Source organism: Flavobacterium sp. (genome assembly GCF_040383245.1).
GTDB lineage: Bacteria > Bacteroidota > Bacteroidia > Flavobacteriales > Flavobacteriaceae > Flavobacterium.
This window is the reverse complement of the sequence record NZ_JBEIDX010000019.1, coordinates 19,782-44,015: the sequence shown is the minus strand read 5'-3', so window position 1 is coordinate 44,015 and position 24,234 is coordinate 19,782. Positions and strand designations below refer to the sequence as shown.

At 33.4% G+C, this 24,234-nt stretch carries 19 protein-coding genes; 17 read left to right on the top strand and 2 right to left on the bottom strand.

Going from position 1 to position 24,234, the window contains the following annotated elements; genetic code table 11:
* Nucleotides 1-18 precede the first annotated feature (18 nt).
* The 8 genes from rpoC (at nucleotide 19) to ABWO08_RS08605 (ending at nucleotide 11,220) form a co-directional block, all read left to right on the top strand.
* Nucleotides 19-4,323, top strand: coding sequence for a DNA-directed RNA polymerase subunit beta' (rpoC, locus tag ABWO08_RS08640; protein WP_353085208.1), 4,305 nt, complete (start codon nucleotides 19-21; stop codon nucleotides 4,321-4,323).
* 2 nt (nucleotides 4,324-4,325) lie between these two features.
* Entirely contained in the window at nucleotides 4,326-4,640 is a 315-nt protein-coding gene (locus ABWO08_RS08635; RefSeq protein WP_353085207.1) for a DUF3467 domain-containing protein, read from the top strand.
* A 197-nt stretch (nucleotides 4,641-4,837) separates the two neighbouring features.
* On the top strand, nucleotides 4,838-5,935 hold the full coding sequence (gene carA / locus ABWO08_RS08630; RefSeq protein ID WP_353085205.1) for a glutamine-hydrolyzing carbamoyl-phosphate synthase small subunit: 1,098 nt from the start codon (nucleotides 4,838-4,840) through the stop codon (nucleotides 5,933-5,935).
* Between the two features lie 145 nt (nucleotides 5,936-6,080).
* Nucleotides 6,081-7,373: a phosphopyruvate hydratase gene (eno, locus tag ABWO08_RS08625; protein WP_353085203.1), complete on the top strand. Its 1,293-nt coding sequence runs from the start codon at nucleotides 6,081-6,083 to the stop codon at nucleotides 7,371-7,373.
* A 190-nt stretch (nucleotides 7,374-7,563) separates the two neighbouring features.
* Nucleotides 7,564-8,847 carry a citrate synthase gene (locus ABWO08_RS08620; protein WP_353085201.1) on the top strand — a complete coding sequence of 428 codons (1,284 nt, stop codon included), beginning with the start codon at nucleotides 7,564-7,566 and terminating at the stop codon, nucleotides 8,845-8,847.
* A 77-nt stretch (nucleotides 8,848-8,924) separates the two neighbouring features.
* Nucleotides 8,925-9,839, top strand: coding sequence for a dimethylarginine dimethylaminohydrolase family protein (locus tag ABWO08_RS08615; RefSeq protein WP_353085198.1), 915 nt, complete (start codon nucleotides 8,925-8,927; stop codon nucleotides 9,837-9,839).
* Between the two features lie 60 nt (nucleotides 9,840-9,899).
* Nucleotides 9,900-10,838 carry a citrulline utilization hydrolase CtlX gene (gene ctlX / locus ABWO08_RS08610; protein WP_353085196.1) on the top strand — a complete coding sequence of 313 codons (939 nt, stop codon included), beginning with the start codon at nucleotides 9,900-9,902 and terminating at the stop codon, nucleotides 10,836-10,838.
* A 16-nt stretch (nucleotides 10,839-10,854) separates the two neighbouring features.
* Nucleotides 10,855-11,220 (top strand): CoA-binding protein, encoded by a 366-nt coding sequence (locus ABWO08_RS08605; RefSeq protein ID WP_353085194.1) that lies wholly within the window; start codon nucleotides 10,855-10,857, stop codon nucleotides 11,218-11,220.
* Here ABWO08_RS08605 and ABWO08_RS08600 read toward each other — a convergent pair.
* On the bottom strand, nucleotides 11,217-12,713 hold the full coding sequence (locus ABWO08_RS08600) for a sodium:solute symporter (protein ID WP_353085192.1): 1,497 nt from the start codon (nucleotides 12,711-12,713) through the stop codon (nucleotides 11,217-11,219). The genes ABWO08_RS08605 and ABWO08_RS08600 overlap by 4 nt on opposite strands.
* 123 nt (nucleotides 12,714-12,836) lie before the next feature.
* On the opposite strand from ABWO08_RS08600, the gene recR reads away from it, so the two are divergent.
* The gene (gene recR, locus ABWO08_RS08595) at nucleotides 12,837-13,451 is read left to right on the top strand and encodes a recombination mediator RecR (protein WP_353085190.1); all 615 of its coding nucleotides are present in this window, start codon (nucleotides 12,837-12,839) and stop codon (nucleotides 13,449-13,451) included.
* Between the two features lie 154 nt (nucleotides 13,452-13,605).
* Complete coding sequence (locus ABWO08_RS08590; RefSeq protein ID WP_353085188.1) at nucleotides 13,606-14,997, top strand: UDP-glucose 6-dehydrogenase; 1,392 nt, start codon at nucleotides 13,606-13,608, stop codon at nucleotides 14,995-14,997.
* 23 nt (nucleotides 14,998-15,020) lie between these two features.
* Here the strand turns inward: ABWO08_RS08590 and ABWO08_RS08585 are convergent, their stop codons facing one another.
* Nucleotides 15,021-17,312 (bottom strand): SLBB domain-containing protein, encoded by a 2,292-nt coding sequence (locus ABWO08_RS08585; protein WP_353085186.1) that lies wholly within the window; start codon nucleotides 17,310-17,312, stop codon nucleotides 15,021-15,023.
* A 93-nt stretch (nucleotides 17,313-17,405) separates the two neighbouring features.
* Here ABWO08_RS08585 and ABWO08_RS08580 point away from each other — a divergent pair, with 93 nt between their 5' ends.
* The 7 genes from ABWO08_RS08580 (at nucleotide 17,406) to ABWO08_RS08550 (ending at nucleotide 24,230) form a co-directional block, all read left to right on the top strand.
* Nucleotides 17,406-17,888, top strand: a complete 483-nt coding sequence (locus ABWO08_RS08580) for a UpxY family transcription antiterminator (RefSeq protein ID WP_353085185.1) — start codon at nucleotides 17,406-17,408, stop codon at nucleotides 17,886-17,888.
* A gap of 132 nt (nucleotides 17,889-18,020) precedes the next feature.
* The gene (locus ABWO08_RS08575; RefSeq protein WP_353085184.1) at nucleotides 18,021-18,527 is read left to right on the top strand and encodes an ArsR family transcriptional regulator; all 507 of its coding nucleotides are present in this window, start codon (nucleotides 18,021-18,023) and stop codon (nucleotides 18,525-18,527) included.
* A 124-nt stretch (nucleotides 18,528-18,651) separates the two neighbouring features.
* The gene (locus ABWO08_RS08570; protein ID WP_353085182.1) at nucleotides 18,652-19,923 is read left to right on the top strand and encodes a nucleotide sugar dehydrogenase; all 1,272 of its coding nucleotides are present in this window, start codon (nucleotides 18,652-18,654) and stop codon (nucleotides 19,921-19,923) included.
* Nucleotides 19,924-20,060: 137 nt separating this feature from the next.
* Nucleotides 20,061-21,125, top strand: coding sequence for a GumC domain-containing protein (locus ABWO08_RS08565; RefSeq protein ID WP_353085180.1), 1,065 nt, complete (start codon nucleotides 20,061-20,063; stop codon nucleotides 21,123-21,125).
* 98 nt (nucleotides 21,126-21,223) lie between these two features.
* A complete protein-coding gene (locus ABWO08_RS08560) occupies nucleotides 21,224-21,670 on the top strand; it encodes an adenylyltransferase/cytidyltransferase family protein (protein WP_353085178.1) in 447 nt (148 codons plus the stop codon).
* A gap of 22 nt (nucleotides 21,671-21,692) precedes the next feature.
* Nucleotides 21,693-23,135 carry a lipopolysaccharide biosynthesis protein gene (locus ABWO08_RS08555; protein ID WP_353085176.1) on the top strand — a complete coding sequence of 481 codons (1,443 nt, stop codon included), beginning with the start codon at nucleotides 21,693-21,695 and terminating at the stop codon, nucleotides 23,133-23,135.
* An 18-nt stretch (nucleotides 23,136-23,153) separates the two neighbouring features.
* Nucleotides 23,154-24,230 (top strand): DegT/DnrJ/EryC1/StrS family aminotransferase, encoded by a 1,077-nt coding sequence (locus tag ABWO08_RS08550; protein ID WP_353085174.1) that lies wholly within the window; start codon nucleotides 23,154-23,156, stop codon nucleotides 24,228-24,230.
* Nucleotides 24,231-24,234: the final 4 nt, after the last annotated feature.

The following is a 24,234-nucleotide window of genomic DNA, read 5'->3' as shown; positions in this document are numbered from 1 at the left end:
AAATCAATAGTAGAAACTATGATGAATAACAGAAATAAAGACAAGAATGCACCTAAAAGATTTGAGAAAATCTCTATTGGATTGGCTTCGCCAGAATCCATTTTAGCTGAATCAAGAGGTGAGGTTTTAAAACCAGAAACAATTAATTACAGAACCCATAAGCCAGAACGTGATGGTCTTTTTTGTGAGCGTATTTTCGGTCCAGTAAAAGATTTTGAATGTGCTTGTGGAAAATATAAAAGAATTCGCTACAAAGGAATCGTTTGTGACCGTTGTGGTGTTGAAGTAACCGAGAAAAAAGTACGTCGTGATAGAGTAGGACACATCAATCTTGTTGTGCCTATCGCTCACATTTGGTATTTCCGTTCACTTCCAAACAAAATTGGATACATCCTTGGATTACCATCTAAGAAATTAGATATGATTATTTACTACGAAAGATACGTAGTAATCCAAGCAGGTATTGCAGTTAATGCAGAAGGAGAACCATTACAACGTTTAGATTTCTTAACAGAAGAAGAGTATTTAAATATTTTAGATACCCTTCCAGCAGATAATCAATATTTAGATGATTTAGATCCAAATAAATTTGTTGCCAAAATGGGAGCAGAGTGTATCATGGATTTATTAGCTAGAACGGATCTTGATGCGCTTTCTTATGAATTACGTCATGGTGCAAATCATGAAACTTCTAAACAAAGAAAAACGGAGGCTTTAAAAAGATTACAAGTAGTAGAATCATTCAGAGATTCAAACCTTAATAGAGAAAATCGTCCAGAATGGATGATTATGAAAGTAGTTCCAGTTATTCCACCAGAATTGCGTCCGTTAGTGCCACTTGATGGTGGTCGTTTCGCAACTTCCGATTTGAATGACTTGTACCGTAGAGTAATCATCAGAAACAACCGTTTAAAAAGATTAATGGAGATTAAAGCTCCTGAAGTAATCTTAAGAAACGAAAAGCGTATGTTACAAGAATCTGTAGATTCATTATTTGATAACACTCGTAAAGCTTCAGCGGTTAAAACAGAATCAAACAGACCATTAAAATCGTTATCGGATTCCCTAAAAGGAAAACAAGGTCGTTTCCGTCAAAACTTACTTGGAAAACGTGTGGATTATTCTGCTCGTTCGGTAATTGTTGTTGGACCAGAAATGAAATTGTTCGAATGCGGACTTCCAAAAGATATGGCTGCCGAACTATACAAACCATTCGTTATTCGTAAATTAATCGAAAGAGGAATCGTTAAAACAGTTAAATCGGCTAAGAAAATAATTGACAAAAAAGAGCCTGTAGTTTGGGATATCTTAGAAAATGTAATTAAAGGACATCCAGTATTACTGAATCGTGCTCCTACCTTACACAGATTAGGAATTCAAGCTTTCCAACCAAAATTAATTGAAGGAAAAGCAATCCAATTACACCCTTTAGTATGTACGGCGTTCAACGCGGATTTTGATGGGGATCAAATGGCAGTTCACTTGCCACTTGGACCAGAAGCAATTCTTGAAGCACAATTATTAATGTTGGCTTCTCATAATATCTTGAACCCTGCTAATGGAGCTCCAATCACGGTACCTTCTCAAGACATGGTACTTGGTCTTTATTACATGACCAAAGAAAGATTGTCAACACCAGATCATAAAATTTTAGGTCAAGATTTGACTTTCTACTCGGCAGAAGAAGTAAACATTGCTTTAAATGAAGGAAGATTAGAATTGAATGCTCGTGTAAAAGTTCGTGCAAAAGATTTTAATGATGCAGGAGAATTAGTATATAAAGTTATCCAAACTACAGCAGGTAGAGTACTTTTTAACGAAGTAGTTCCGCCAGCAGCTGGATACATCAATGAAGTATTAACTAAAAAATCTTTAAGAGATATTATCGGAAAAATCTTGTCGGTAACTGATGTTCCTACAACTGCAGCTTTCCTTGATAATATGAAAGATATGGGATACAAATTTGCCTTCAAAGGTGGATTGTCATTCTCATTAGGTGATATTAGAATTCCAGAACAAAAAACCAAGTTAATTGCAGATGCAAGAGAGCAAGTTGAAGGAATTTCCTTAAACTATAACATGGGACTTATTACCAATAACGAGCGTTACAACCAAGTTATTGATATTTGGACTTCTGCAAATGCACAATTGACGGAGTTAGCAATGAAAAACATTAGAGAAGACCAACAAGGTTTCAACTCGGTGTATATGATGCTTGACTCTGGAGCAAGGGGTTCTAAAGAGCAAATTCGTCATTTAACGTGTATGCGTGTTTTTATGGCTAAGCCTAAAAAATCGACTGCAGGTGGTGGTGAAATTATTGAAAACCCAATTCTTTCTAACTTTAAAGAAGGTCTTTCTATCCTTGAGTACTTTATCTCTACTCACGGTGCTCGTAAAGGTCTTGCGGATACGGCTCTTAAAACTGCAGATGCTGGTTACTTAACTCGAAGATTACATGATGTATCTCAAGATGTTATTGTAAACTCTGTTGATTGTGGTACTTTAAGAGGAATTGAAGTTTCTGCATTAAAGAAAAACGAAGAAATCGTTGAAACATTAGGAGAAAGAATTTTAGGACGTGTGGCATTGCAAGATGTTATCAATCCTCTTGATTCTAATATATTAGTTCATGCAGGTGAACAAATTACTGAGGCTATTGTTAAAGCAATTGAAGAATCACCTGTTGAAAAAGTAGATGTACGTTCTCCATTAACATGTGAAGCTAAAAAAGGTATTTGTGCTAAATGTTACGGACGTAACCTAGCAACCGGAAAAATGACTCAAAAAGGAGAAGCTGTTGGAGTTATCGCAGCCCAATCTATTGGAGAGCCAGGAACACAGTTAACACTTAGAACATTCCACGTAGGTGGGGTTGCAGGTGGAGTTTCTGAAGAGTCTAGTATCATTGCTAGATTTGGCGGTAAGCTAGAAATCGACGATTTAAAAACGGTTGTTGGAGAAGATGCAGATGGAAACAAAGTAGATATTGTTGTTTCTCGTTCTACAGAATTAAAATTAATCGATGTTAAAACCGGAATCTTATTAAGCACGCATTACATTCCTTATGGATCTGTAATTAATGTTAAAGATGGCGATGTGGTTGAAAAAGGTGCTGCTATCTGTAAATGGGATCCGTATAATGGAGTTATCGTTTCAGAATTTACTGGAAAAATTGCTTACGAAGATTTAGAGCAAGGACAATCATATATGGTTGAAATTGATGAGCAAACAGGTTTCCAAGAAAAAGTAATTTCTGAAGGAAGAAATAAAAAATTAATTCCAACCTTATTGGTTTATGGTAAAGACGGAGAATTAATTCGTTCTTACAACTTACCAGTAGGAGCTCACCTTATGGTAGAAGATGGAGAGAAAATTAAAGCAGGTAAAATCCTTGTTAAAATTCCTCGTCGTTCTTCTAAAGCAGGTGATATTACAGGAGGTTTACCAAGAATTACTGAGTTATTAGAGGCTCGTAATCCTTCTAACCCAGCTGTAGTATCTGAGATTGATGGAGTAGTTACTTTTGGAAAAATCAAAAGAGGTAACCGTGAGATCATCATCGAATCTAAATTTGGTGAAGTTAAAAAGTACCTAGTGAAATTATCAAGTCAAATCTTAGTTCAAGAAAATGACTTTGTAAAAGCGGGAGTGCCATTATCAGACGGAGCAATTACTCCAGAAGATATTTTAAGAATTCAAGGACCATCTGCTGTTCAACAGTATTTGGTTAACGAAATTCAAGAGGTATACCGTCTTCAAGGGGTAAAAATTAATGACAAACACTTTGAGGTAGTTATTCGTCAAATGATGCGTAAAGTAAGAGTGGAAGATCCAGGAGATACTTTATTCCTAGAAGAGCAATTAATTCATACTTCTGATTTCTTAGTTGAAAATGATAAATTGTACGGAATGAAAGTAGTTGAAGATGCTGGAGATTCTGATGCTTTAAAACCAGGTCAAATTGTTTCACCTAGAATTCTTAGAGATGAAAATTCTTTATTGAAACGAAATGATAAAAATTTAGTTGTAGCTCGTGATGTTATTACGGCAACTGCAACTCCAGTTTTACAAGGTATTACAAGAGCATCGCTTCAAACGAAATCATTTATTTCTGCGGCATCGTTCCAGGAAACTACCAAAGTATTAAACGAAGCAGCTGTAGCTGGAAAAGTTGATACTTTAGAAGGATTGAAAGAAAATGTAATTGTAGGACACAGAATTCCTGCAGGTACAGGTATGAGAGATTACGATAATGTAATTGTAGGTTCTAAAGAAGACTACAATGAAATTATGGCTAGTAAAGAAGAATATATTTATTAATTATGAGCGATAACGAACAAGTACAGCCAGGGCAAATCAATATTGAATTGGATGAGAAAGTAGCCGAAGGAATTTATTCTAATTTGGCTATCATCAACCATTCACCATCAGAATTTGTATTAGATTTTGTAACGATCATGCCTGGTGTTCCAAAATCGAAAGTAAAATCGAGAATTATCCTAACACCGCAACATGCTAAAAGGTTGCTTAAAGCAATGGGAGAAAACATTCACCGATTTGAACAAGCTCATGGCGAAATAAAAGATTCCGAACAACCGGTAATTCCTTTAAATTTTGGTCCAACAGGACAAGCTTAATATTTAAAACTCCTCAATTTATTATTGGGGAGTTTTTTTATATGAATTTATAATTAATTAAATTAAAACAGGTTTCAATATTAATGTGTATAAATTTGATAGTATTCTTAATAAAGTTTATCAAAGTACTCTAAATAATTAAATCGAAAATCCTAAATTTGCATGCAACTACTAACTATTTGGCAAAACAACAACTAATGAAATATAATACAAGACCTCAAGCTATTCTACTTCTAGCTGACGGAACTATTTTTCACGGAAAATCTATCGGAATTTCGGGAACTACCTTTGGAGAGGTATGTTTTAATACTGGAATGACAGGTTATCAAGAAATTTTTACAGACCCTTCTTATTTTGGTCAAATCATGGTAGCCACAAATCCTCATATTGGAAATTATGGGGTCAATGAAAATGAAGTGGAGTCGGATGGAATTAAAATTGCCGGCTTAGTTTGTAAGAATTTTAGTTTTAATCATTCGCGTCCCGATTCTGAAAGTGACTTATATGCTTATTTTGAAAAACAAAATCTAGTTTGTATTTCTGATGTAGATACCAGAGCACTTGTAAGTTATATTAGAGATAATGGAGCGCAAAATGCAGTGATTTCAACAGATGGAACTTCTGTTGAAGAGTTAAAAAAACAATTGGCTGCGGTTCCAGATATGAAAGGATTGGAATTGGCATCTACAGTTTCTACCAAAGAGCCTTACTTTTTTGGTGACGAAAATGCAACCTATAAAATTGCGGCTTTAGACTTAGGAATTAAAAGAAATATCCTACGAAATCTTGCAAAAAGAGATTGCTATATTAAAGTGTTTCCGTATAATTCTTCTTTCGCAGATTTACAATCATTTAATCCCAATGGATATTTTCTTTCTAATGGACCTGGTGATCCAGAGCCACTAACTGTAGTTCAATCAGTAGCGAAAGAAATCATAAATTCGGATAAACCTCTTTTCGGAATTTGTTTAGGACACCAAATTATTGCTTTAGCAAATGGAGTGTCTACTTATAAAATGTTTAATGGACACAGGGGAATTAACCATCCTGTGATGAATATCCTTTCCGGGAAAGGTGAAATTACCTCTCAAAACCACGGATTTGCAGTTAATAGAGAAGAGCTAGAAAATCACGCCGATCTAGAAATCACGCATTACCACATTAATGACAATACGGTAGCGGGTATGCAAATGAAATCTAAAAAATGTTTTTCGGTGCAATACCATCCAGAGGCAAGCCCTGGTCCACATGACTCTTCTTATCTTTTTGATAAATTTATAGAATCGCTTCAATAACTGCAGTATTCAAAATAAATTACTGTTACTAAATCGTTTGAGTTTATAAGTTTTTCAAAAAACAAAGTAAATTTTTTCCAATATCATTAAATTTGTATACAATTTTTGATGATTTAATGGATAACAAATAAATAATTTATAAATAATGAGCATTATTATTAAAGTACACGCAAGACAAATTTTAGATTCTAGAGGAAATCCTACAATCGAAGTAGATGTGATTACCGAAAATGGCGTTTTAGGTCGCGCTGCAGTTCCTAGTGGAGCTTCAACCGGAGAACATGAAGCAGTAGAACTTCGTGATGGAGGAAAAGCTTACATGGGAAAAGGAGTTTTTAAAGCGGTTGAAAATGTTAATACTAAAATTGCTCCCGAATTATTAGGAGTTTCTGTTTTTGAACAAAACTTAATAGATCAATTAATGATCGATTTAGATGGTACTGCAAATAAAGGAAATCTTGGTGCTAATGCTATTCTTGGTGTTTCTTTGGCCGCTGCCAAAGCTGCTGCTAACGAATTAGGATTGCCATTATACCGCTATGTTGGTGGAGTTTCTGCAAATACTTTGCCTGTGCCAATGATGAATATCATCAACGGAGGATCACATTCTGATGCGCCTATTGCTTTTCAAGAATTTATGGTAATGCCAGTAAAAGCAACTTCTTTCACTCATGCTATGCAAATGGGAACGGAGATTTTTCATAATTTGAAAAAAGTATTACACGACAGAAATTTATCTACCGCAGTTGGAGATGAAGGTGGTTTTGCACCAAATCTTGAAGGTGGAACTGAAGATGCTATCGAAACTATTAAAAAAGCGGTTGAAAATGCCGGATATAAATTTGGTGACGAAGTGATGATTGCTTTAGATTGTGCTGCTTCTGAGTTTTATGTTGATGGAAAATACGACTACACAAAATTTGAAGGTCCAAACGGAAAAATTAGAACTTCAAGAGAACAAGCAGAATATATGGCTGAATTAGCTACTAAATATCCTATCATATCTATTGAAGACGGAATGCAAGAAAACGATTGGGATGGTTGGAAATATTTAACTGAATTAATTGGAGATAAAGTTCAATTAGTAGGGGATGATTTGTTTGTAACTAATGTGGAGCGTTTATCAACCGGAATTGAAAAAGGAATTGCGAATTCAATCTTAGTTAAAGTAAACCAAATCGGAACTTTAACAGAAACGATTGCTGCTGTAAATATGGCTAAAAATGCGGGTTATACTTCAGTAATGTCACACCGTTCTGGTGAAACAGAAGACAATACCATTGCCGATTTAGCAGTGGCTTTAAATTGTGGTCAAATTAAAACAGGATCAGCTTCTCGTTCTGATCGTATGGCAAAATACAATCAATTATTGCGAATTGAAGAGGAGCTAGCAGATACTGCTTATTTCCCTGGATTGAAAGCATTCAAACAAAAATAATAAATAAGTAAATTATTATAAAAGCCCTATAGTTTTATAGGGCTTTTTTTTGATTCAATTCAATCTATATCAAACATGTAATTTTTATTAAAAAATTAACTAAATCATTACTTTAATTCTTTTTTTATTCATTTGGAATTCCATAATTTTGTTATATTATAAATATTCAGACTTAATTTCCAATTATATCATGTCAAAAACAGCAATATTAGAGTATGATGGTAAAAAATTTGAGTTTCCAGTTATTATTGGATCCGAAAATGAACCTGCTATCGATATTAACAAACTACGCGATTTAACAGGTGCTATCACTCTTGATCCAGGTTATAAAAACTCGGGTTCATGTCAAAGTGAAATTACCTTCTTAGATGGTGAAGAAGGAATTCTTCGTTACAGAGGATACGCTATTGAAGATTTAGCAGATAAAGCTAATTTTCTTGAAGTGTCTTACTTAATCATTTTTGGTGAGCTCCCTACAAAAGAGCAATTAGAGCAATTTGAAAACGACATTCGTAAATATACTTTAGTGAATGAAGAAATGAAAAACATCATTGATGGTTTTCCAAAAACAGCGCATCCAATGGGTGTTTTATCTTCATTAACTTCTGCATTAACTGCTTTTAATCCAAAAGTAGTAAATGTTGAAAATGAAAAAGAAATGTATGAAGCGGTTTGTAAAACAATCGGTAAATTTCTTGTAATTGCAACTTGGACCTACAGAAAAATGATGGGTTACCCATTAAATTACTATGATAATACCAAAGGGTATGTAGAAAACTTCATGAAATTGATGTTTGAATTACCAACTGGACCTTATGCAAAAAATCAAGTGGTAATTGATGCTTTAGATAAATTATTTATTTTACATGCAGATCATGAACAAAACTGTTCAACTTCTACAGTTAGAATAGTTGGTTCTTCTCACGCGGGATTATTCGCTTCTATTTCTGCTGGAGTTTCTGCACTATGGGGTCCACTTCATGGTGGAGCAAACCAAGCGGTTTTAGAAATGCTTGAAGCAATTCAAAAAGACGGAGGTGATGCTAATAAATACATGGCAAAAGCAAAAGATAAAGACGATCCATTCCGTTTAATGGGATTTGGTCATAGAGTTTATAAAAACTTTGATCCAAGAGCAAAAATCATTAAAAAAGCTGCCGATGAGGTTTTAGCTACTTTAGGAGTTGATGATCCAATTCTTCAAATTGCTAAAAAATTAGAAGAGGCTGCATTAGTAGATGAGTATTTTGTTTCTAGAAAATTATATCCAAATGTTGATTTCTATTCGGGTATCATCTACCGTGCCTTAGGTATTCCAACTGAAATGTTTACCGTAATGTTTGCAATTGGTCGTTTACCAGGTTGGATTGCGCAATGGAAAGAAATGCGTGTAAACAAAGAGCCAATTGGTAGACCAAGACAAGTTTATGTTGGGCACCCATTGAGAGATTTTGTTGCAATGGATAAAAGATAAAAATCTATCAATACTTATAAACAAAAGCTTCGCTATTCAGCGGAGCTTTTTTATATTTGCTATAAAGCAAAAAATTTATGTTGCAGTTAAATGTAATAAATGAAACTTCAAGATTAAGAGCAGTTGTATTGGGTTCTGCTGTAGATAATGGTCCTACGCCAACTGCAGAAGAAGCCTACGATCCAAAATCATTAGAACACATTCTTGCAGGAACTTATCCAGTTGAAGAAGATATGGTAAATGAAATGGAAGCCTTTAATAAAGTGTTTCAAAAGTATGATGTAGAGGTATACCGTCCCGAGCGAATTGAAAATTACAACCAAATATTCACAAGAGATATCGGATTTGTAATTGATGATGTCTTTATCAAAGCGAATATTCTTCCTGATAGAGAACGCGAATTAGATGCTATTCAATATGTGATAGATCAAATGGATCCTGCTAAAGTGGTTCGTCCGCCAGATGAGGTTCATATTGAAGGAGGCGATGTAATGCTATGGAATGACTATATTTTTATTGGTACCTACAAAGGATCTGACTATAAAGATTATATCACAGCCCGAACCAATATGGCGGGTGTGAATTACATAAAAAAATTATTTCCGCATAAAATTGTAAAAGAATTTGATTTAGTAAAATCCAAAATGGAAGCCCGAGATAATGCCTTGCATTTAGATTGTTGCTTTCAGCCAATTGGAGAAAATAAAGGAATTATTTATAAAAGTGGTTTCAGGGAAGAAGCCGATTATAGATATTTATTGAAACTATTTGGAAAAGAAAATTTATTTCACATTACCCGCGAAGAAATGTATCACATGAATTCCAATGTGTTTTCAATAGCTCCTGATGTTGTAGTTTCCGAAAAAAACTTCACCAGACTAAACACCTGGTTGCGAGAAAAAGGTTTTACAGTTGAAGAAATTCCTTACGCAGAAATAGCCAAGCAAGAGGGTTTATTGCGTTGTTCGACTTTACCATTACTAAGAGATTAATAACCGTTTAGAGTAAAGATTCATTGAAACTTTAAACTTTAAACTTCAAACAAATAAACCATGAACCAAACCACCAATTCTATTTTAATGATTCGTCCTGTGGCTTTTCGTATGAACGAGCAAACGGCTGTAAATAATTATTATCAAAAGGTTTTAGACGGATTGACTCCGCAAAATGTGAATGCAAAAGCACAAGAAGAATTTGATGCATTTGTAAACAAACTTCGAATGGTTGGTGTGGATGTAACTGTGGTTGAGGATAATCTAAATCCGGATACTCCAGATAGCATTTTTCCAAATAATTGGATTTCATTTCATGAAAATGGCGATGTGGTTTTGTATCCAATGTTTGCAGAAAACAGAAGAGCCGAACGCAGAGAAGATGTTTTGGATATTCTAGAAGATGCAGGTTTTCAAATAAACGATGAAGTAATGGATTATTCTTCTGCGGAGGAGGATGGGTATTATTTAGAAGGCACTGGAAGTATTGTTTTAGATCGTGAAAACGGTAAAGCCTATTGCGCACTTTCACCGCGTGCCGATGAGGAACTTTTTATTGAGTTTTGTGAAGATTTTGATTTAAGTCCGATCATTTTTGAAGCTTTTCAAACGGTTAATGGTGAACGAAAATTAATCTATCATACCAATGTAATGATGTGCATAGGAGATACTTTTGCAGTAATTTGTTCCGATTGTATCGATGATAAAAAAGAGCGCAAAATGGTTTTAGACAGCTTGCGATCTGATGAAAAAGAAATCATTTTGATTACAGAAGATCAAATGAATAATTTTGCTGGAAACATGTTAGAGGTTTTAGGTTCTGACGAGAGAAGATATTTGGTCATGAGTTCTTCGGCATACCATTCATTAACCAAAAAACAAATTGCACAACTTGAAGAACACCTCACTATAATTCATTCTAGTTTAGATACTATTGAAGCTTGTGGTGGCGGAAGTGCTCGTTGTATGATGGCAGAAATTTTTCTTCCAAAAGAATAGTTTGACACAAAAATATATGAAAAATAAAAAAACACTTGTTCTTGGAGCTTCTACTAAACCAGAAAGATATGCCTTTAAAGCAATAACTATGTTGGTAGAAAAAGGGCATTCCGTTCTTGCTATTGGTCAGAACCAAGGGGAAGTTGCCGGAATTTCCATTAGAACTAAAAATATTCCACTGAAAAACATCGATACGGTCAGTCTGTATTTAAATCCGTTGCGTCAAAGGGAATACTACAATTACATCATCGAAACCAAACCAAAACGAGTAGTTTTCAATCCGGGTACAGAAAATCCAGAGTTTTATCAGTTATTAAAATCCAATAATATAAAGGTAGAAGAAGCTTGTACTTTGGTTTTGTTGGCAACCAATCAATATTAAAATTTAGTTTGACTTGTAGCGGGTTTGCTAATTAGTAGCAACCCAATAAATGTAATCAATCCGTTTACAATGATTAATTCATTATCGATTACATATTTTCCAAAAAGCCTTTCCGAATTTTGAGTAATCAAAAAACAAATTGCCGGGGAAATTAGGCAAATAAATGGCACCAATTTGTCATGAACTGCTTTCGATTTCATAAATAATCCAAAGGCAAATAAACCTAGCAATGGGCCGTAAGTGTAGGTAGCAATTTTAAATACCATTTTTACTACCGAATCGTCATTGATGGCGTTAAATAAAATAATTACCAAAAACATCAAGATCGAAAATCCTACATGTACTAAATGTCGCGTTCTAACAATGTTGGGTTTGTTCTGATTTTCGGTTTTGTCCATTCCCAAAAAATCAACGCAAAACGATGTTGTTAAAGCCGTTAAAGCACTATCGGTAGTTGCAAAAGTTGCTGCTGTTAATCCCAATAAAAACACAATTGTTGGAATAATACTTAAATGATGGATGGCAATTTCAGGGAAAAGTAAATCGGTCCTAGCTACTCCATTTACTTGCGGAACTGCAATTCCATTTTTATCTGCATAAAGGTAAAGTAATGCACCAACGCTTAAAAAGAAGATGTTGATTACAAGAAAAATCCCGGTGAAAGTGTACATGTTTTTTTGTGCTTCGCCGATGTTTTTACAGCTTAAATTCTTTTGCATTAAATCTTGATCCAATCCAACAGTTGCTATAGTTACAAAAATTCCACCTAAAATTTGCTTCCAATAATAAGTTCCTGCTAAATAATCTTCATAGAAAAAAACTTTCGAATAGTTGCTGTTTTTTACCTGTTCAAATGCTTCAATCATATTGAAATTCAAACTCTGGCAAATGAAATAGATGGTTAAAAATACCGAAGAAATTAAAAAGAAAGTTTGTAGCGTATCGGTGATAATAATTGTTTTTAATCCCCCTTTATATGTATAGGCAAAAATTAATCCCAAGGATATCAATACAGTTACTGCAAAGGGAACATGTAGTGCGTCAAACACATATTTTTGCAACACAAAAACAACCAAATACAATCGAAATGCAGACCCTATAGTTCTTCCTATTAAGAAGATACTGGCTGCAGTTTTATAGCTTACAACTCCAAGTCGCTGCTCAATATAGCCGTATATTGAAGTCAGATTCATACGATAATACAAGGGCAATAAAAGTTTGGCAACAATAATAAAACCAAGTGCACAACCTAATACAAACTGAAAGTATTTAAATTGTAAATCGGGGTTGCCTACCTCACCCGGAACCGAAATAAAAGTAATTCCAGAAATGGCGGTTCCAATCATTCCAAAGGCAACCAAATACCATTTGGAATTTTTATTGGCCTTGAAAAAAGTATCGTTGTCTGAACTTTTTTTACTAACCAGTGCAGCGATTAAAATTAGTATACTAAAATAGATTACAATTAAAATTAATATAGCTATTGGAGACATAGTTTTGGTTTTTTAGTTGGGCTAAAATAGTAAAAAAGATGCAAGTTCGAAGTTGAGAGCACGAAGAAAGTTCGACGAACAGAAATTCATCTAACTTCCAACTTTATTTTTTACTTTTGCTTCATGGAATTTTCATCAAAATTATTAGAAAAAGCAGTCAATGAAATGGCGCAGCTACCTGGAGTAGGAAAGCGAACAGCACTTCGATTGGTACTTCATTTATTAAAACAACCTTCAGAGCAAACGCAGTATTTGTCTCAAGCACTTATAACGATGCGTGAAGAGGTGAAATTTTGTAAAAATTGCCATAATATTTCTGATATTGAAGTATGTGAAATATGTTCTAATTCTTCAAGAAATCATTCGGTAATTTGTGTTGTAGAAGACATTCGCGATGTAATGGCTATAGAAAATACCAACCAATTTAAAGGAGTTTATCATGTTTTGGGTGGGAAAATTTCTCCAATTGATGGAATTGGTCCAAGTCAGTTAAATATTTTTACTTTAGTTGAAAAGGTAAAATCGGGTGCTGTTGAAGAAATTATATTTGCATTAAGCTCCACCATGGAAGGCGATACTACCAATTTTTATCTGTACAAACAGCTTAAAGATTATTCCATTAATACTTCAACAATTGCTCGTGGAATTGCCGTGGGAGATGAATTGGAATATGCCGACGAAGTTACCTTAGGAAGAAGTATTGTACAAAGAGTTCCCTATTCATTCACTAATGGATAAATAACATTTCAAATGGCACTTTTTTTTTAACTATTAAGTATATTTTAATTTAGTTGGAAATTGATAGTGAAAATAAAATAAAATCTTAATTTTGCCCCTTATTAGTCTATAAATAAATTATAGAGTTAATATAAATATATAAACGAAAAAATAAATGAAAATTACAAACATTTGTTGTATTGGAGCTGGATATGTTGGAGGGCCAACTATGGCAGTTATTGCTCAAAAGTGCCCAAATATCAAGGTAACGGTAGTTGATGTTAATGAAAATCGTATCAATGCTTGGAACAGCACAAATGATGAAGAATTACCAATATATGAGCCAGGTTTAGCAGATGTTGTTAAAGAAGCAAGAGGAAGAAATTTGTTTTTTTCAACTGAAGTAGAAAAAGCTATTGATGAAGCTGAAATGATATTTATTTCGGTGAATACCCCAACAAAGACATATGGTGCTGGAAAAGGGATGGCTGCCGATTTAAAATATATTGAATTGTGTGCACGTCAAATTGCAAAAGTTGCAAAGACGGATAAAATTGTTGTTGAAAAATCAACGCTTCCAGTACGAACTGCTAGTGCAATTAAAGAAATTTTAACCAATACCGGAAATGGTGTTCGTTATCAAATATTATCTAATCCAGAGTTTTTAGCTGAGGGAACTGCAGTTGTCGATCTTTTCAATCCCGATCGTGTTTTAATAGGTGGAGATACTTCACCAGAAGGTCAAAATGCAATTCAGTCTTTAGTGGATGTTTATTCAAACTGGGTGCCAAAAGATCGTATATTAACAACCAATATTTGGTCATCCGAGCTGTCTAAACTAACAGCAAATGCTTTTTTAGCGCAACGCGTTTCTTCAATAAATGCAATTTCTGAACTTTGTGAAAAAACAGGAGCTGATGTAAATGAAGTTGCTAAAGCTATTGGAATGGACAGCAGAATTGGGCCTAAGTTTTTAAAAGCTTCGGTTGGTTTTGGGGGATCTTGTTTTCAAAAAGACATATTGAACTTAGTATACATAGCTAAATCATTTGGACTAAATGAAGTAGCTGATTATTGGGAACAAGTAATTATCATGAATGATCATCAAAAAAGAAGGTTTTCAAAAAATATTGTAAGCACTTTATATAATACAATATCGGGAAAGAAAATAGCATTCTTTGGTTGGGCATTTAAAAAAGATACAAACGACACTAGAGAATCAGCTGCGATTTATGTGGCAGATGATTTAATAAATGAACAAGCTTCAATTTCGGTATTTGATCCAAAAGTTAGTCATGAGCAAATATTATTTGATTTAAATTATTTAGAATCAAGAACACAAGCTCAAAATGCAAAATATATTATATCTAACGATAACGCCTACGAGGCATGTAAAAACGCTCACGCTATAGCAGTATTAACAGAATGGGATGAATTTAAAGAGTATGATTGGCAAAAAATATATGACAGTATGTTAAAGCCGGCTTTTGTTTTTGACGGAAGAAATGTACTAAATGCTGATGAACTACTCAAAATTGGTTTTGAATACCAAGCTATTGGAAAATAAAATAATTTAATTTATTTTATTTATTATCTGAATACTGCTAAGAGTATACCGGCTAAACTTGCCAATACACTTGAAATCCCAACAATTTCACTTGTGCTCGTTTTTTGTCTTTCTGGTTTTTCGGGTACAACAATTTTACTTCCAGGCAGTATTTTTGGATAACTATGAATACCAAAAAATGAACTGCTAGTACTAGCTGATCCATTAGCATTTACAACATATACTTTTTTTAGCCATCCTTTGTCAGTTACACCTCCTGAGTTGTTTATGTAGTATTTTAATCCTTTTCCTTTTTTATAGGGAACTTCGCTATTAAACCTTACACCTCCAGTAACTGCTACTGTATAACTTTTGTTAGAGATTTGTATTGCATCACCTTGCTCCAAAATTAAATTTCGGGTTCCAATTGGATCTTGGTTGATTGCTTTCCAGTCAATTGGAATTATCAATTCATTTCGAATCACTCGTATTGCATCTTGATCAGCTTCATCTGTTAATCCACCGGCTCTTTGAATAAAATCTAAGATGCGTTCTTCCTTTTTCACAATGGCATAACCACCTGGATATAAAACTTCCCCAGTTAAAGTAATCATTTGAGGTGTTTCAAAAGTAACAATACGACGCACCACTACATTGTCTTGTGCTTCTAGAAGGAAACTGGCTGCCGAATCGGGATTTTTTGGATCTATTGAAAGATTGAATGAAATAATTTTTTCTTGATCGTTAGCATTATATGCTGCATCTTTTTTATTTCGAAACACCGTAACCGAGCTAGCAGCAATGTTTGTAAAATATTCAGATTCTAATAATAAATCATATAATGTCATTCCTGACACATAATTAAAAGTTCCTGGTTTACGAACTTCACCAGATATAGAAATTTTATAGCTATCCAATAATTCTTGGTTGAAAAATACCATAACGATATCTTCTTTTTGAAGTGTCATATTGGCTGTAGTATCACCGTTTAATGCAGCTTGTAAATTAAAACTAATATATTCTTTTGTTAAATCCTCTTTTTGTCGAATAAGAGAAGCTTTATTTAAAAAAACATTTTCTTTAACGCCGTCGGCTTTAACTACTAAATCTTTAATGGTCATTAAACCAGTAAGTGGTAAACTGTATTCTCCAGGACGAAAAACGGCTCCTTTAATTTGAACTCTGTTTTCGTAACGATCTAAAATTTTGTCAACACTTATTAAATCTCCTGCTTTAGGAACATAAGTTGAAAAGTTATTTTCATTTAAATCGGTGACTTTTAATTCGGTTCTGGTTTTTTGTTTGACCAAGATTCTATTTTTATAAGCATTATCAGTAAATCCTGATGCATAAGTAATAATTTGGTGTAAATTCTCACCGGTTCCTATTTCAAAAATTCCAGGTCTTTTAATTTCACCTTCAAGAGTAATTCTTCCATCGTAACTTGGTATACGAATTACATCATTGTCAGTTAATGAGATATTATCACTTTGATCTCCTTTAGATAAAAAACGATACAAATCTATAGTGCGAATAACTTTACTATTTCTGATTAATTCGATTTTTCGGTAACTGCCAATATCACTCGGACCGCCAGCTACATGTAATGCATTATAAACCGTACTCATGGCGCTCAAACGATAATTGCCTGATTGTTGCGCTCCAATTATTGTTACTAATATCGAACGGTAATTGGAAACACTTACAGATAATTTACTATTTCCAGAACCAACGGTTGAGTAGATTCGACTTACTTGTTTTTGAATTTTACTTTTTGCCGCATCAAAGCTTAAGCCACTGACAAAAACTTCACCTACATTTGGAATGTTAATGGTTCCGTTTTTTGATAACGATCCTGAATAGGATAATTGTTGTACACCATATATATTTATTTCCAGTTGATCACCTGGTCCTAGAATATAATTGGGTGGTGTTGGCATGTTTTGATTAGGTTCAAACGACAAACTTTTTGTTGTAAACAATTCAGATCCAAAAACATCAATTTTTTTCTTATTAAGTTGTACTGTATCGATTAATTGTGTTTTAAGACTGTTTTCTTTTTTTTCTTTTTGTAGTTTTTGTTGTGCACTTGTTGCCTCCAACCTTACTTTTAATTGTGCAAACTCTAAGGCGTTAATTCCTTTTGCTAGCGCAAGGGGCTCAACTTGTTCCAAAGTCATCTGATTGGCTTTGAGTTCTTTTCCAATTTGTGCGATTTCAGCTTCCGAAAATTGAGCGGCTTTTATCTGACTTAAATCTTTTCCTTTTAAAAATTCTTGCCCAATTGAAAAAGTCGAAAATAAGCCGAATAAACAAACAAATAAAATACGCTTCATGTGTTGAATGATAATTGTTTTATGCAGCAAATATAATAAAAACTTTGTTAGCTCACACAAGTTCAATTTTATTGAAAACAGTATATTTGCATTATGAATTGGTATGCTGTTTATACAAAACCACGCAACGAAAAAAAGGTTGCAGATAATCTTAATTCTTTAGGAATTGAGGCTTATTGTCCAATGGTAACTTCTGTTAAACAATGGAGTGATAGAAAGAAAAAAGTTGCTTTGCCGGTATTACCATCTTATGTATTTGTAAAAATTGAAACAGCTAATAGAAATAATGTTTTTCAAGTTCCGGGAGTAGTACGCTTTGTTTTTTGGTTAGGTCAACCAGCCATAATTAGAGAATTAGAAATTGAAACATTAAAGAAATATCTTACACTAGATTACACTTCAATAGAACAATCTCCGCTTAATCGTGGTGACAAACTAAAAATTCCTTATGGCCCATTTAAAGGACAAGAAGGATTAATTAAAAGTACTACAAATTCTAAAATTCAATTATCACTAGAGTCATTAGGAATTTTACTTACATTAGAAAAACCTAAGAATTTGAATATAGAATTATAAGTTAATTTCTATTTTCAATACATTTCTTATACATAATCGGCAGTATTTTATGGCATTTTTTCTATATTGTTTAATTTAATATTTGAAATAAATAAAAATAAGAGTACTTTTGTTATTCAAAAATCATTATTTGTGTTAGCTAACTTAATTACTTCCAAAACAAGATTGCGCTTGCTAGTGAAATTTTTCATTAATGCTGCTAATGAAGGTTATTTGAGAGGTTTGGCAACTGAAATGCAGGAAAACACAAATGCTATCCGAAAAGAATTAAATAACTTAGCTGAAGCAGGATATATTCTTAGAGTGGAACAAGATTCGAAAGTAATATACCGTGCCAACAAGCTTCACCCTTTTTTTTCATTACTTCAGCAAATTGTTCGTAAACACATTGGTTTGGATGATATTATTGAAGCTGTGGTAACAAGAATAGGGGAGGTTAAGCGTGTTTTTTTGATAGGAGATTATGCTAAAGGAATAGATTCTGGCCTTCTAGAAGTGGTAATTGAAGGAGGATTAATCCATGAACAGTATTTAGACCAATTGAAAGAAAAAGTAGAAAATGAAATTCATAAAACCATTATTTTTCAAGTCACACAGCGATTTGAAGGTGATGGTTTGTTGATTTTTGAACAAGAATAAGCTAGTTAAACTAGCCTAAATATTTAATAAGTTAGACAATTAATGGGACTGACAGGGCGAAGCCATTATTAGGATTTGAATTTTTTATTCCTAGTTACCCCAACCCCAGCATCTCAAACTTACTATGGAACCAAAAACTATTATTTCAGTAACAGGACTCGGCTATGTAGGATTGCCATTAGCATTAGAATTTGCTAAGAAATTTAAAGTCATAGGTTTTGATATAAATAAAGACCGAATTGCCCTAATGAAATTGGGTATTGACCCTTCTAATGAATTGTCTAATCATGCATTTAAAGATGTAAATATTAAATTTACTTCAGATGTAGAAGAAGCCAAAGTTGCTAATTTTCATATAATTGGAGTACCAACCGATATTGATAAGAACAAAGTACCAAATTTAAATCCTTTAATTAGTGCTTCTAAAAGTATTGGAAAAATTCTAAAAAAAGGAGATACTGTAGTTTATGAATCTACTGTTTATCCAGGATGTACAGAAGAAGATTGCATACCTGTATTAGAAAAGTACAGCGGTTTAAAAGCAGGTGTAGATTTTAATTATGGTTACAGTCCAGAACGCATTGTTCCAGGGGACAAAATTAAAACCGTAACCAAAATTTTAAAAATTGTTTCTGGTAACAATCCTGAAGCATTAGATGTAATTGCAACAGTTTACGGTTCAATTATAGAAGCAGGTTTACATAAAGCACCAACAATTAAAGTGGCCGAAGCCGCGAAAGTGATTGAAAACACCCAGCGAGATATCAATATTTCATTAATGAATGAATTGGCAATAATTTTTGATAAAATGGGAATTGATACCCAAGCCGTAATAGAAGCTGCAGGAACCAAATGGAACTTTCATAAATACCAACCAGGACTAGTGGGAGGACATTGCATTAGTGTGGATCCTTTTTACTTAATGCACAAAGCGAAAAAAATTGGTATAGACCCTCAAGTTATTGCAGCGGGACGCCGAGTAAACGATTACATACCTACCTTTATTGCCAAACGTGTAGTTCAATCCTTAATTGAAAAAAACATAAATCCAGGTAAGGCCAATGTATTGGTTATGGGGATTACTTTTAAAGAAGATGTTTCAGATATTCGTAATTCTAAGGTTATTGATCTTATTAAGGAATTACAAGACTTTTCTATTGAAGTAGAAGTAGTTGATCCTTATGGTGATCCAAACGAAGTTTGGCATGAGTACAAAGTTAAAGTGCAATCAAAACCAACCAAAAAATACGATGCAATTGTATTGGCTGTAGGTCATCAGGAATATAAAAATATGACTTATTCAGAGTTTGAAAAACTATCAAATGGCCCCGTAAATTTATTCGATATCAAAGGCATCCTAAATAAAATTGATTTCAAAAATTATTGGAGATTGTAAGTAATTTTCAATGAGCCAATTTGAAGATTTGAGAATGAAATCCTTGGTGAAACTAAGTGATAACTTTTCGAAACAACAAAAGTGATAAGTGAAAACTTGAAACCTGAAACTTGAAACAAAATCATAGATTAATACATATGGAAACAACAAACGACGAAATCACACTTAAAGAAATTCTTGTAAAAGCTAAAGAGTGGTATATATATCTTTTATCTAAAAAGAAAAAAGTAATACTGGCAGCAATAGCTGGAGCAATTTTGGGTTTAGGATATTCTATTTATAAAAAACCTGTTTATACAGCCAAACTTACCTACGCTTTAGAAGACGGAAAAGCCGTAGGAGGTGGATTAGGAAGTTTGGCCAGTTCTTTTGGATTCGACATTGGAGCAACTAGCGGAAGTAGTGGTGCCTTTTCTGGTGCCAACCTAATGGAATTGTTTAAATCGCGCACAATGGTAGAACAAACCCTATTGGCACCTGTAACCCAAAATAACAAAACCATTTCTTTAGCAGAAATGTATATTCAAGATAAGGAGTGGCGTGAAAAATGGGAAGAAAAACCTTATTTAAAAGTCATAAAATTTATACCTAATGCAGATAGAACTAAATTCACTAGAGTTCAAGACAGTATTTTTGGAGTAATTTACAAAGATCTTTCAAAAAACTGTTTAACTGTTGAGCAAAAAGACAAAAAAACAGCTATTGGAACTATTACTTTAAAAGGTACTAACGAATATTTTGCACAGCAATTTGCCTTGGCTTTGTCAAAAACGGTAACCGATTTTTACATAGAAACTAAAAGTAAACGCGCTAAGGAAAACATGGACATCTTAGTACGACAAACCGATTCAATCCGTGGCGAACTCAACGGTGCAATTACAGGTGTAGCTGTAGCCAATGATAATACTTTTGGACTTAATCCTGCACTAAATGTAAAACGCGTTCCATCTGCCAGAAGACAGGTAGATGTTCAAGCCAATACTGCTATCTTAACCGAAATTGTTAAACAAGCGGAGTTAGCCAAAGTAACCTTAAGAAAAGAAACCCCATTAATACAAGTCATCGACAAACCGATTTTACCGTTACCAAAGGAAAATTTTGGAAAAGTTAAAGGAATTCTATTAGGCGGAATCTTAGCCGGGTTTTTAACCATTTTAGGATTGATTGTAATAAGGATTTTTAAAGAAATTGCGGGTAGTTAATTTGAAAATTTGAAGATTTGACCCGAGGCACAGCCGAACCGTGCGTAGCTAAACCTAAAATTTGAAACTTTAAACCTGACCCGAGGCGAAGCCGAACGGTGCGAAGCAAAACCTTAAAAAAAACTAAAATGAAAAAAGCCATAATAGTAAGCGGATATTTCAATCCCATCCACAAAGGGCACATTGAGTATTTCAATAATGCCAAAGCAATGGGCGATTACCTTATTGTAATTGTCAACAATGACAAACAGCGTGCCTTGAAAGGCAGTAAAGAATTCCAACAAGAAGTCGAACGCGTCTTTATAGTTTCTAATATTAAAAGCGTTGACCAAGTATTTCTCTCCATTGATGAAGACCGTACTGTTTGCGCTACCATACAGCACATACACGAAAAATTGCACAACGAATATCAACTTGCTTTTGCCAATGGTGGTGACCAAAATAATAATTCAATACCGGAAGTTCCTGTTTGTGAAAAATTAGGAATAACATTACTGGATGGGTTAGGGGACAAGATTCAATCATCAAGTTGGTTGTTGAAATAACAAACATGAAACAATTCAATTAATGAAAGGGTTAAGAGAAAAAGCCATAAAAGGAGTTAGTTGGAGCTTTGTAGATAATATTGCCAACGCAGGTATTACTTTTATAGTCGGAATAATATTAGCCCGTATTCTTTCACCAGCTGAATTTGGCCTCATTGGTATGATAACGATTTTTATAGCAGTGTCTAATTCAATAGTGGATAGTGGTTTTTCAAGTGCATTAATTCGTAAAGTGGAGCCAAAAGAAGTAGATTATAATACGGTTTTTTATTTTAATCTGTGTTTGGGAATTGTCCTTTATCTAATTTTGTTTTATTCTGCACCTGCTATAAGTTGGTTTTTTAAGGAACCTAATCTGATTTCTATTACCAGAGTAATGGGTACTATATTAATAATTAACGCTTTTGGTATAGTACAAAGAAGTTTATTGGTAAAAGAAGTTGATTTTAAAAACCAAACAAAAATTTCAATGATTTCTTCAATTATAAGTGGTATTGTTGGCATAACGATGGCTTTAAAAGGTTTTGGAGTATGGAGTTTAGTAAGCCTGCAAATATCACGGCAATTATTAAATACCATCTTTTTATGGGTTATTAGTAAGTGGCGACCAGTTTTGGAGTTTTCAAAAGATAGTTTTCAAGAACTCTTTGGTTTTGGTTCAAAGTTATTGATATCAGGATTAATGGACACCATTTATAATAATATTTATTTTTTGATTATTGGTAAGTATTACTCTGCTGTTCAATTGGGTCAATATACTCGCGCCGAACAATTTAATTCAATTTTTTCAAGCAATCTTACAAGCGTTGTACAACGTGTTAGTTATCCCGTATTATGCAATATACAAGATGAGGATGAACGACTAAAATTGACATATCGACGTGTAATTAAAGCTACAATGCTGGTTGCATTTACCTGTATGTTAGGATTAGCCGCTATTGCAAAACCACTAATTCTATTAACGATTGGTGAAAAATGGTTGCCATCAGTTACCTATCTTCAAATTATTTGTTTTGCAGGAATGTTACAACCTTTACATGCTATTAATCTAAACATGTTAATGGTAAAAGGTCGCTCTGATTTATTTCTAAGATTGGAAATAATTAAAAAGGCTATAGCTGTTGTACCAATATGCTTAGGTGTTTTTTACGGTATTGAGCTTATGCTATGGGGGAGTGTGTTTATCTCTTTTGCGGCCTATGTATTAAATAGTTATTATTCTGCAAGGCTAATCAACTATTCCATCTGGGCCCAAATAAAAGATATTTATCCTTCATTTTTGGTTTCCATTTTTGTAGCTGCAGCTATGTTTTTATTTACATTATTCAATTATTCTGTATGGATTACGCTACCCTTGCAATGTACCTTCGGATTTATAATAACTATTGCAACATTCGAAATCATAAAATCAACGGAATATTTTGAACTAAAAGGGATTTTACTTTCAATAATTAAAAGAAAATAACATATCAAAGAAATCAAAATGATAAACGTAACTAAAACTTTTTTTCCGTTAATTGAAGAATATAATGCTCAAGTTCAAAAAATCTGGGAAAACCAATGGTTAACTAACAGAGGAGCACTAGTTCTTGAATTAGAGGAAAAATTAAAAGAATATTTGTCGGTTTCCAATATCATTATCATGAATAATGGAACAATACCAATTCAGATTGCTTTAAAAATTTTAGGGAATAACTCAGAAATAATTACAACTCCTTTTAGTTATGTAGCCACTACCGCAGCTATTGTTTGGGAAAATTGTACGCCAGTATTTGTTGATATTCATCCAGACTATTTAACTATTGATGAAACTAAAATTGAGGCTGCTATTACACCTCGTACTAAAGCAATATTAGCTACTCATGTTTTTGGAAATCCTTGTCATATTGAAGCTATTAAAACCATTGCCCAAAAACATAATTTAAAGGTTATTTATGATGCAGCGCATGCTTTCGGAGTAACTTATCAGGGAAAGTCAATTTTTGAATATGGCGATGTTAGCACCTGTAGTTTTCATGCGACTAAATTGTTTCATACAGGTGAAGGCGGGGCTATTTTTTGCAGGGATACCCTTTTAAGAGATAAAATATTTTACAGCCATAATTTTGGTCATAATGGCCCACATGAATTTCATGGATTGGGAATTAATGGAAAAATTTCTGAATTGCAAGCGGCTATGGGATTGTCTGTTTTTCCTCATATGGGAGAAATTATCGCGGGTAGAAAAAAAGTAGTTGAATATTATAATGCAAATCTTAACTTCACGAAGCTTTCAAAAATTAAAATTAGAGAAAATACTCAATGGAATTATAGTTATTATCCAGTTGTTTTTGAAACAGAAACGAAATTATTGGAAGTGCAAAAAGCGTTGAATGAACAACAAATATTTCCAAGACGATATTTTTATCCGTCTTTGAATAAAGTAAATTATGTGAATAGTAATGAAATGAAAGTTTCAGAAAGTGTGGCTTCAAAAATATTATGTTTGCCTTTGTATATGAATTTAGATTTATCAAGTGTAACTAATATTATAAATATTTGTAATTTGATAAATAATTAAAATT

Bases quoted from the DNA above. Each gene is read 5' to 3' on its own strand.
- ctlX (WP_353085196.1), top strand. From the start codon at position 9,900: ATGAACCAAACCACCAATTCTATTTTAATGATTCGTCCTGTGGCTTTT.
- ABWO08_RS08600 (WP_353085192.1), bottom strand. From the start codon at position 12,713: ATGTCTCCAATAGCTATATTAATTTTAATTGTAATCTATTTTAGTATA.
- rpoC (WP_353085208.1), top strand. From the start codon at position 19: ATGATGAATAACAGAAATAAAGACAAGAATGCACCTAAAAGATTTGAG.
- carA (WP_353085205.1), top strand. From the start codon at position 4,838: ATGAAATATAATACAAGACCTCAAGCTATTCTACTTCTAGCTGACGGA.
- ABWO08_RS08585 (WP_353085186.1), bottom strand. From the start codon at position 17,312: ATGAAGCGTATTTTATTTGTTTGTTTATTCGGCTTATTTTCGACTTTT.
- ABWO08_RS08605 (WP_353085194.1), top strand. From the start codon at position 10,855: ATGAAAAATAAAAAAACACTTGTTCTTGGAGCTTCTACTAAACCAGAA.
- ABWO08_RS08635 (WP_353085207.1), top strand. From the start codon at position 4,326: ATGAGCGATAACGAACAAGTACAGCCAGGGCAAATCAATATTGAATTG.
- ABWO08_RS08590 (WP_353085188.1), top strand. From the start codon at position 13,606: ATGAAAATTACAAACATTTGTTGTATTGGAGCTGGATATGTTGGAGGG.
- recR (WP_353085190.1), top strand. From the start codon at position 12,837: ATGGAATTTTCATCAAAATTATTAGAAAAAGCAGTCAATGAAATGGCG.
- ABWO08_RS08570 (WP_353085182.1), top strand. From the start codon at position 18,652: ATGGAACCAAAAACTATTATTTCAGTAACAGGACTCGGCTATGTAGGA.
- ABWO08_RS08615 (WP_353085198.1), top strand. From the start codon at position 8,925: ATGTTGCAGTTAAATGTAATAAATGAAACTTCAAGATTAAGAGCAGTT.
- ABWO08_RS08580 (WP_353085185.1), top strand. From the start codon at position 17,406: ATGAATTGGTATGCTGTTTATACAAAACCACGCAACGAAAAAAAGGTT.
- ABWO08_RS08555 (WP_353085176.1), top strand. From the start codon at position 21,693: ATGAAAGGGTTAAGAGAAAAAGCCATAAAAGGAGTTAGTTGGAGCTTT.
- eno (WP_353085203.1), top strand. From the start codon at position 6,081: ATGAGCATTATTATTAAAGTACACGCAAGACAAATTTTAGATTCTAGA.
- ABWO08_RS08550 (WP_353085174.1), top strand. From the start codon at position 23,154: ATGATAAACGTAACTAAAACTTTTTTTCCGTTAATTGAAGAATATAAT.
- ABWO08_RS08620 (WP_353085201.1), top strand. From the start codon at position 7,564: ATGTCAAAAACAGCAATATTAGAGTATGATGGTAAAAAATTTGAGTTT.
- ABWO08_RS08565 (WP_353085180.1), top strand. From the start codon at position 20,061: ATGGAAACAACAAACGACGAAATCACACTTAAAGAAATTCTTGTAAAA.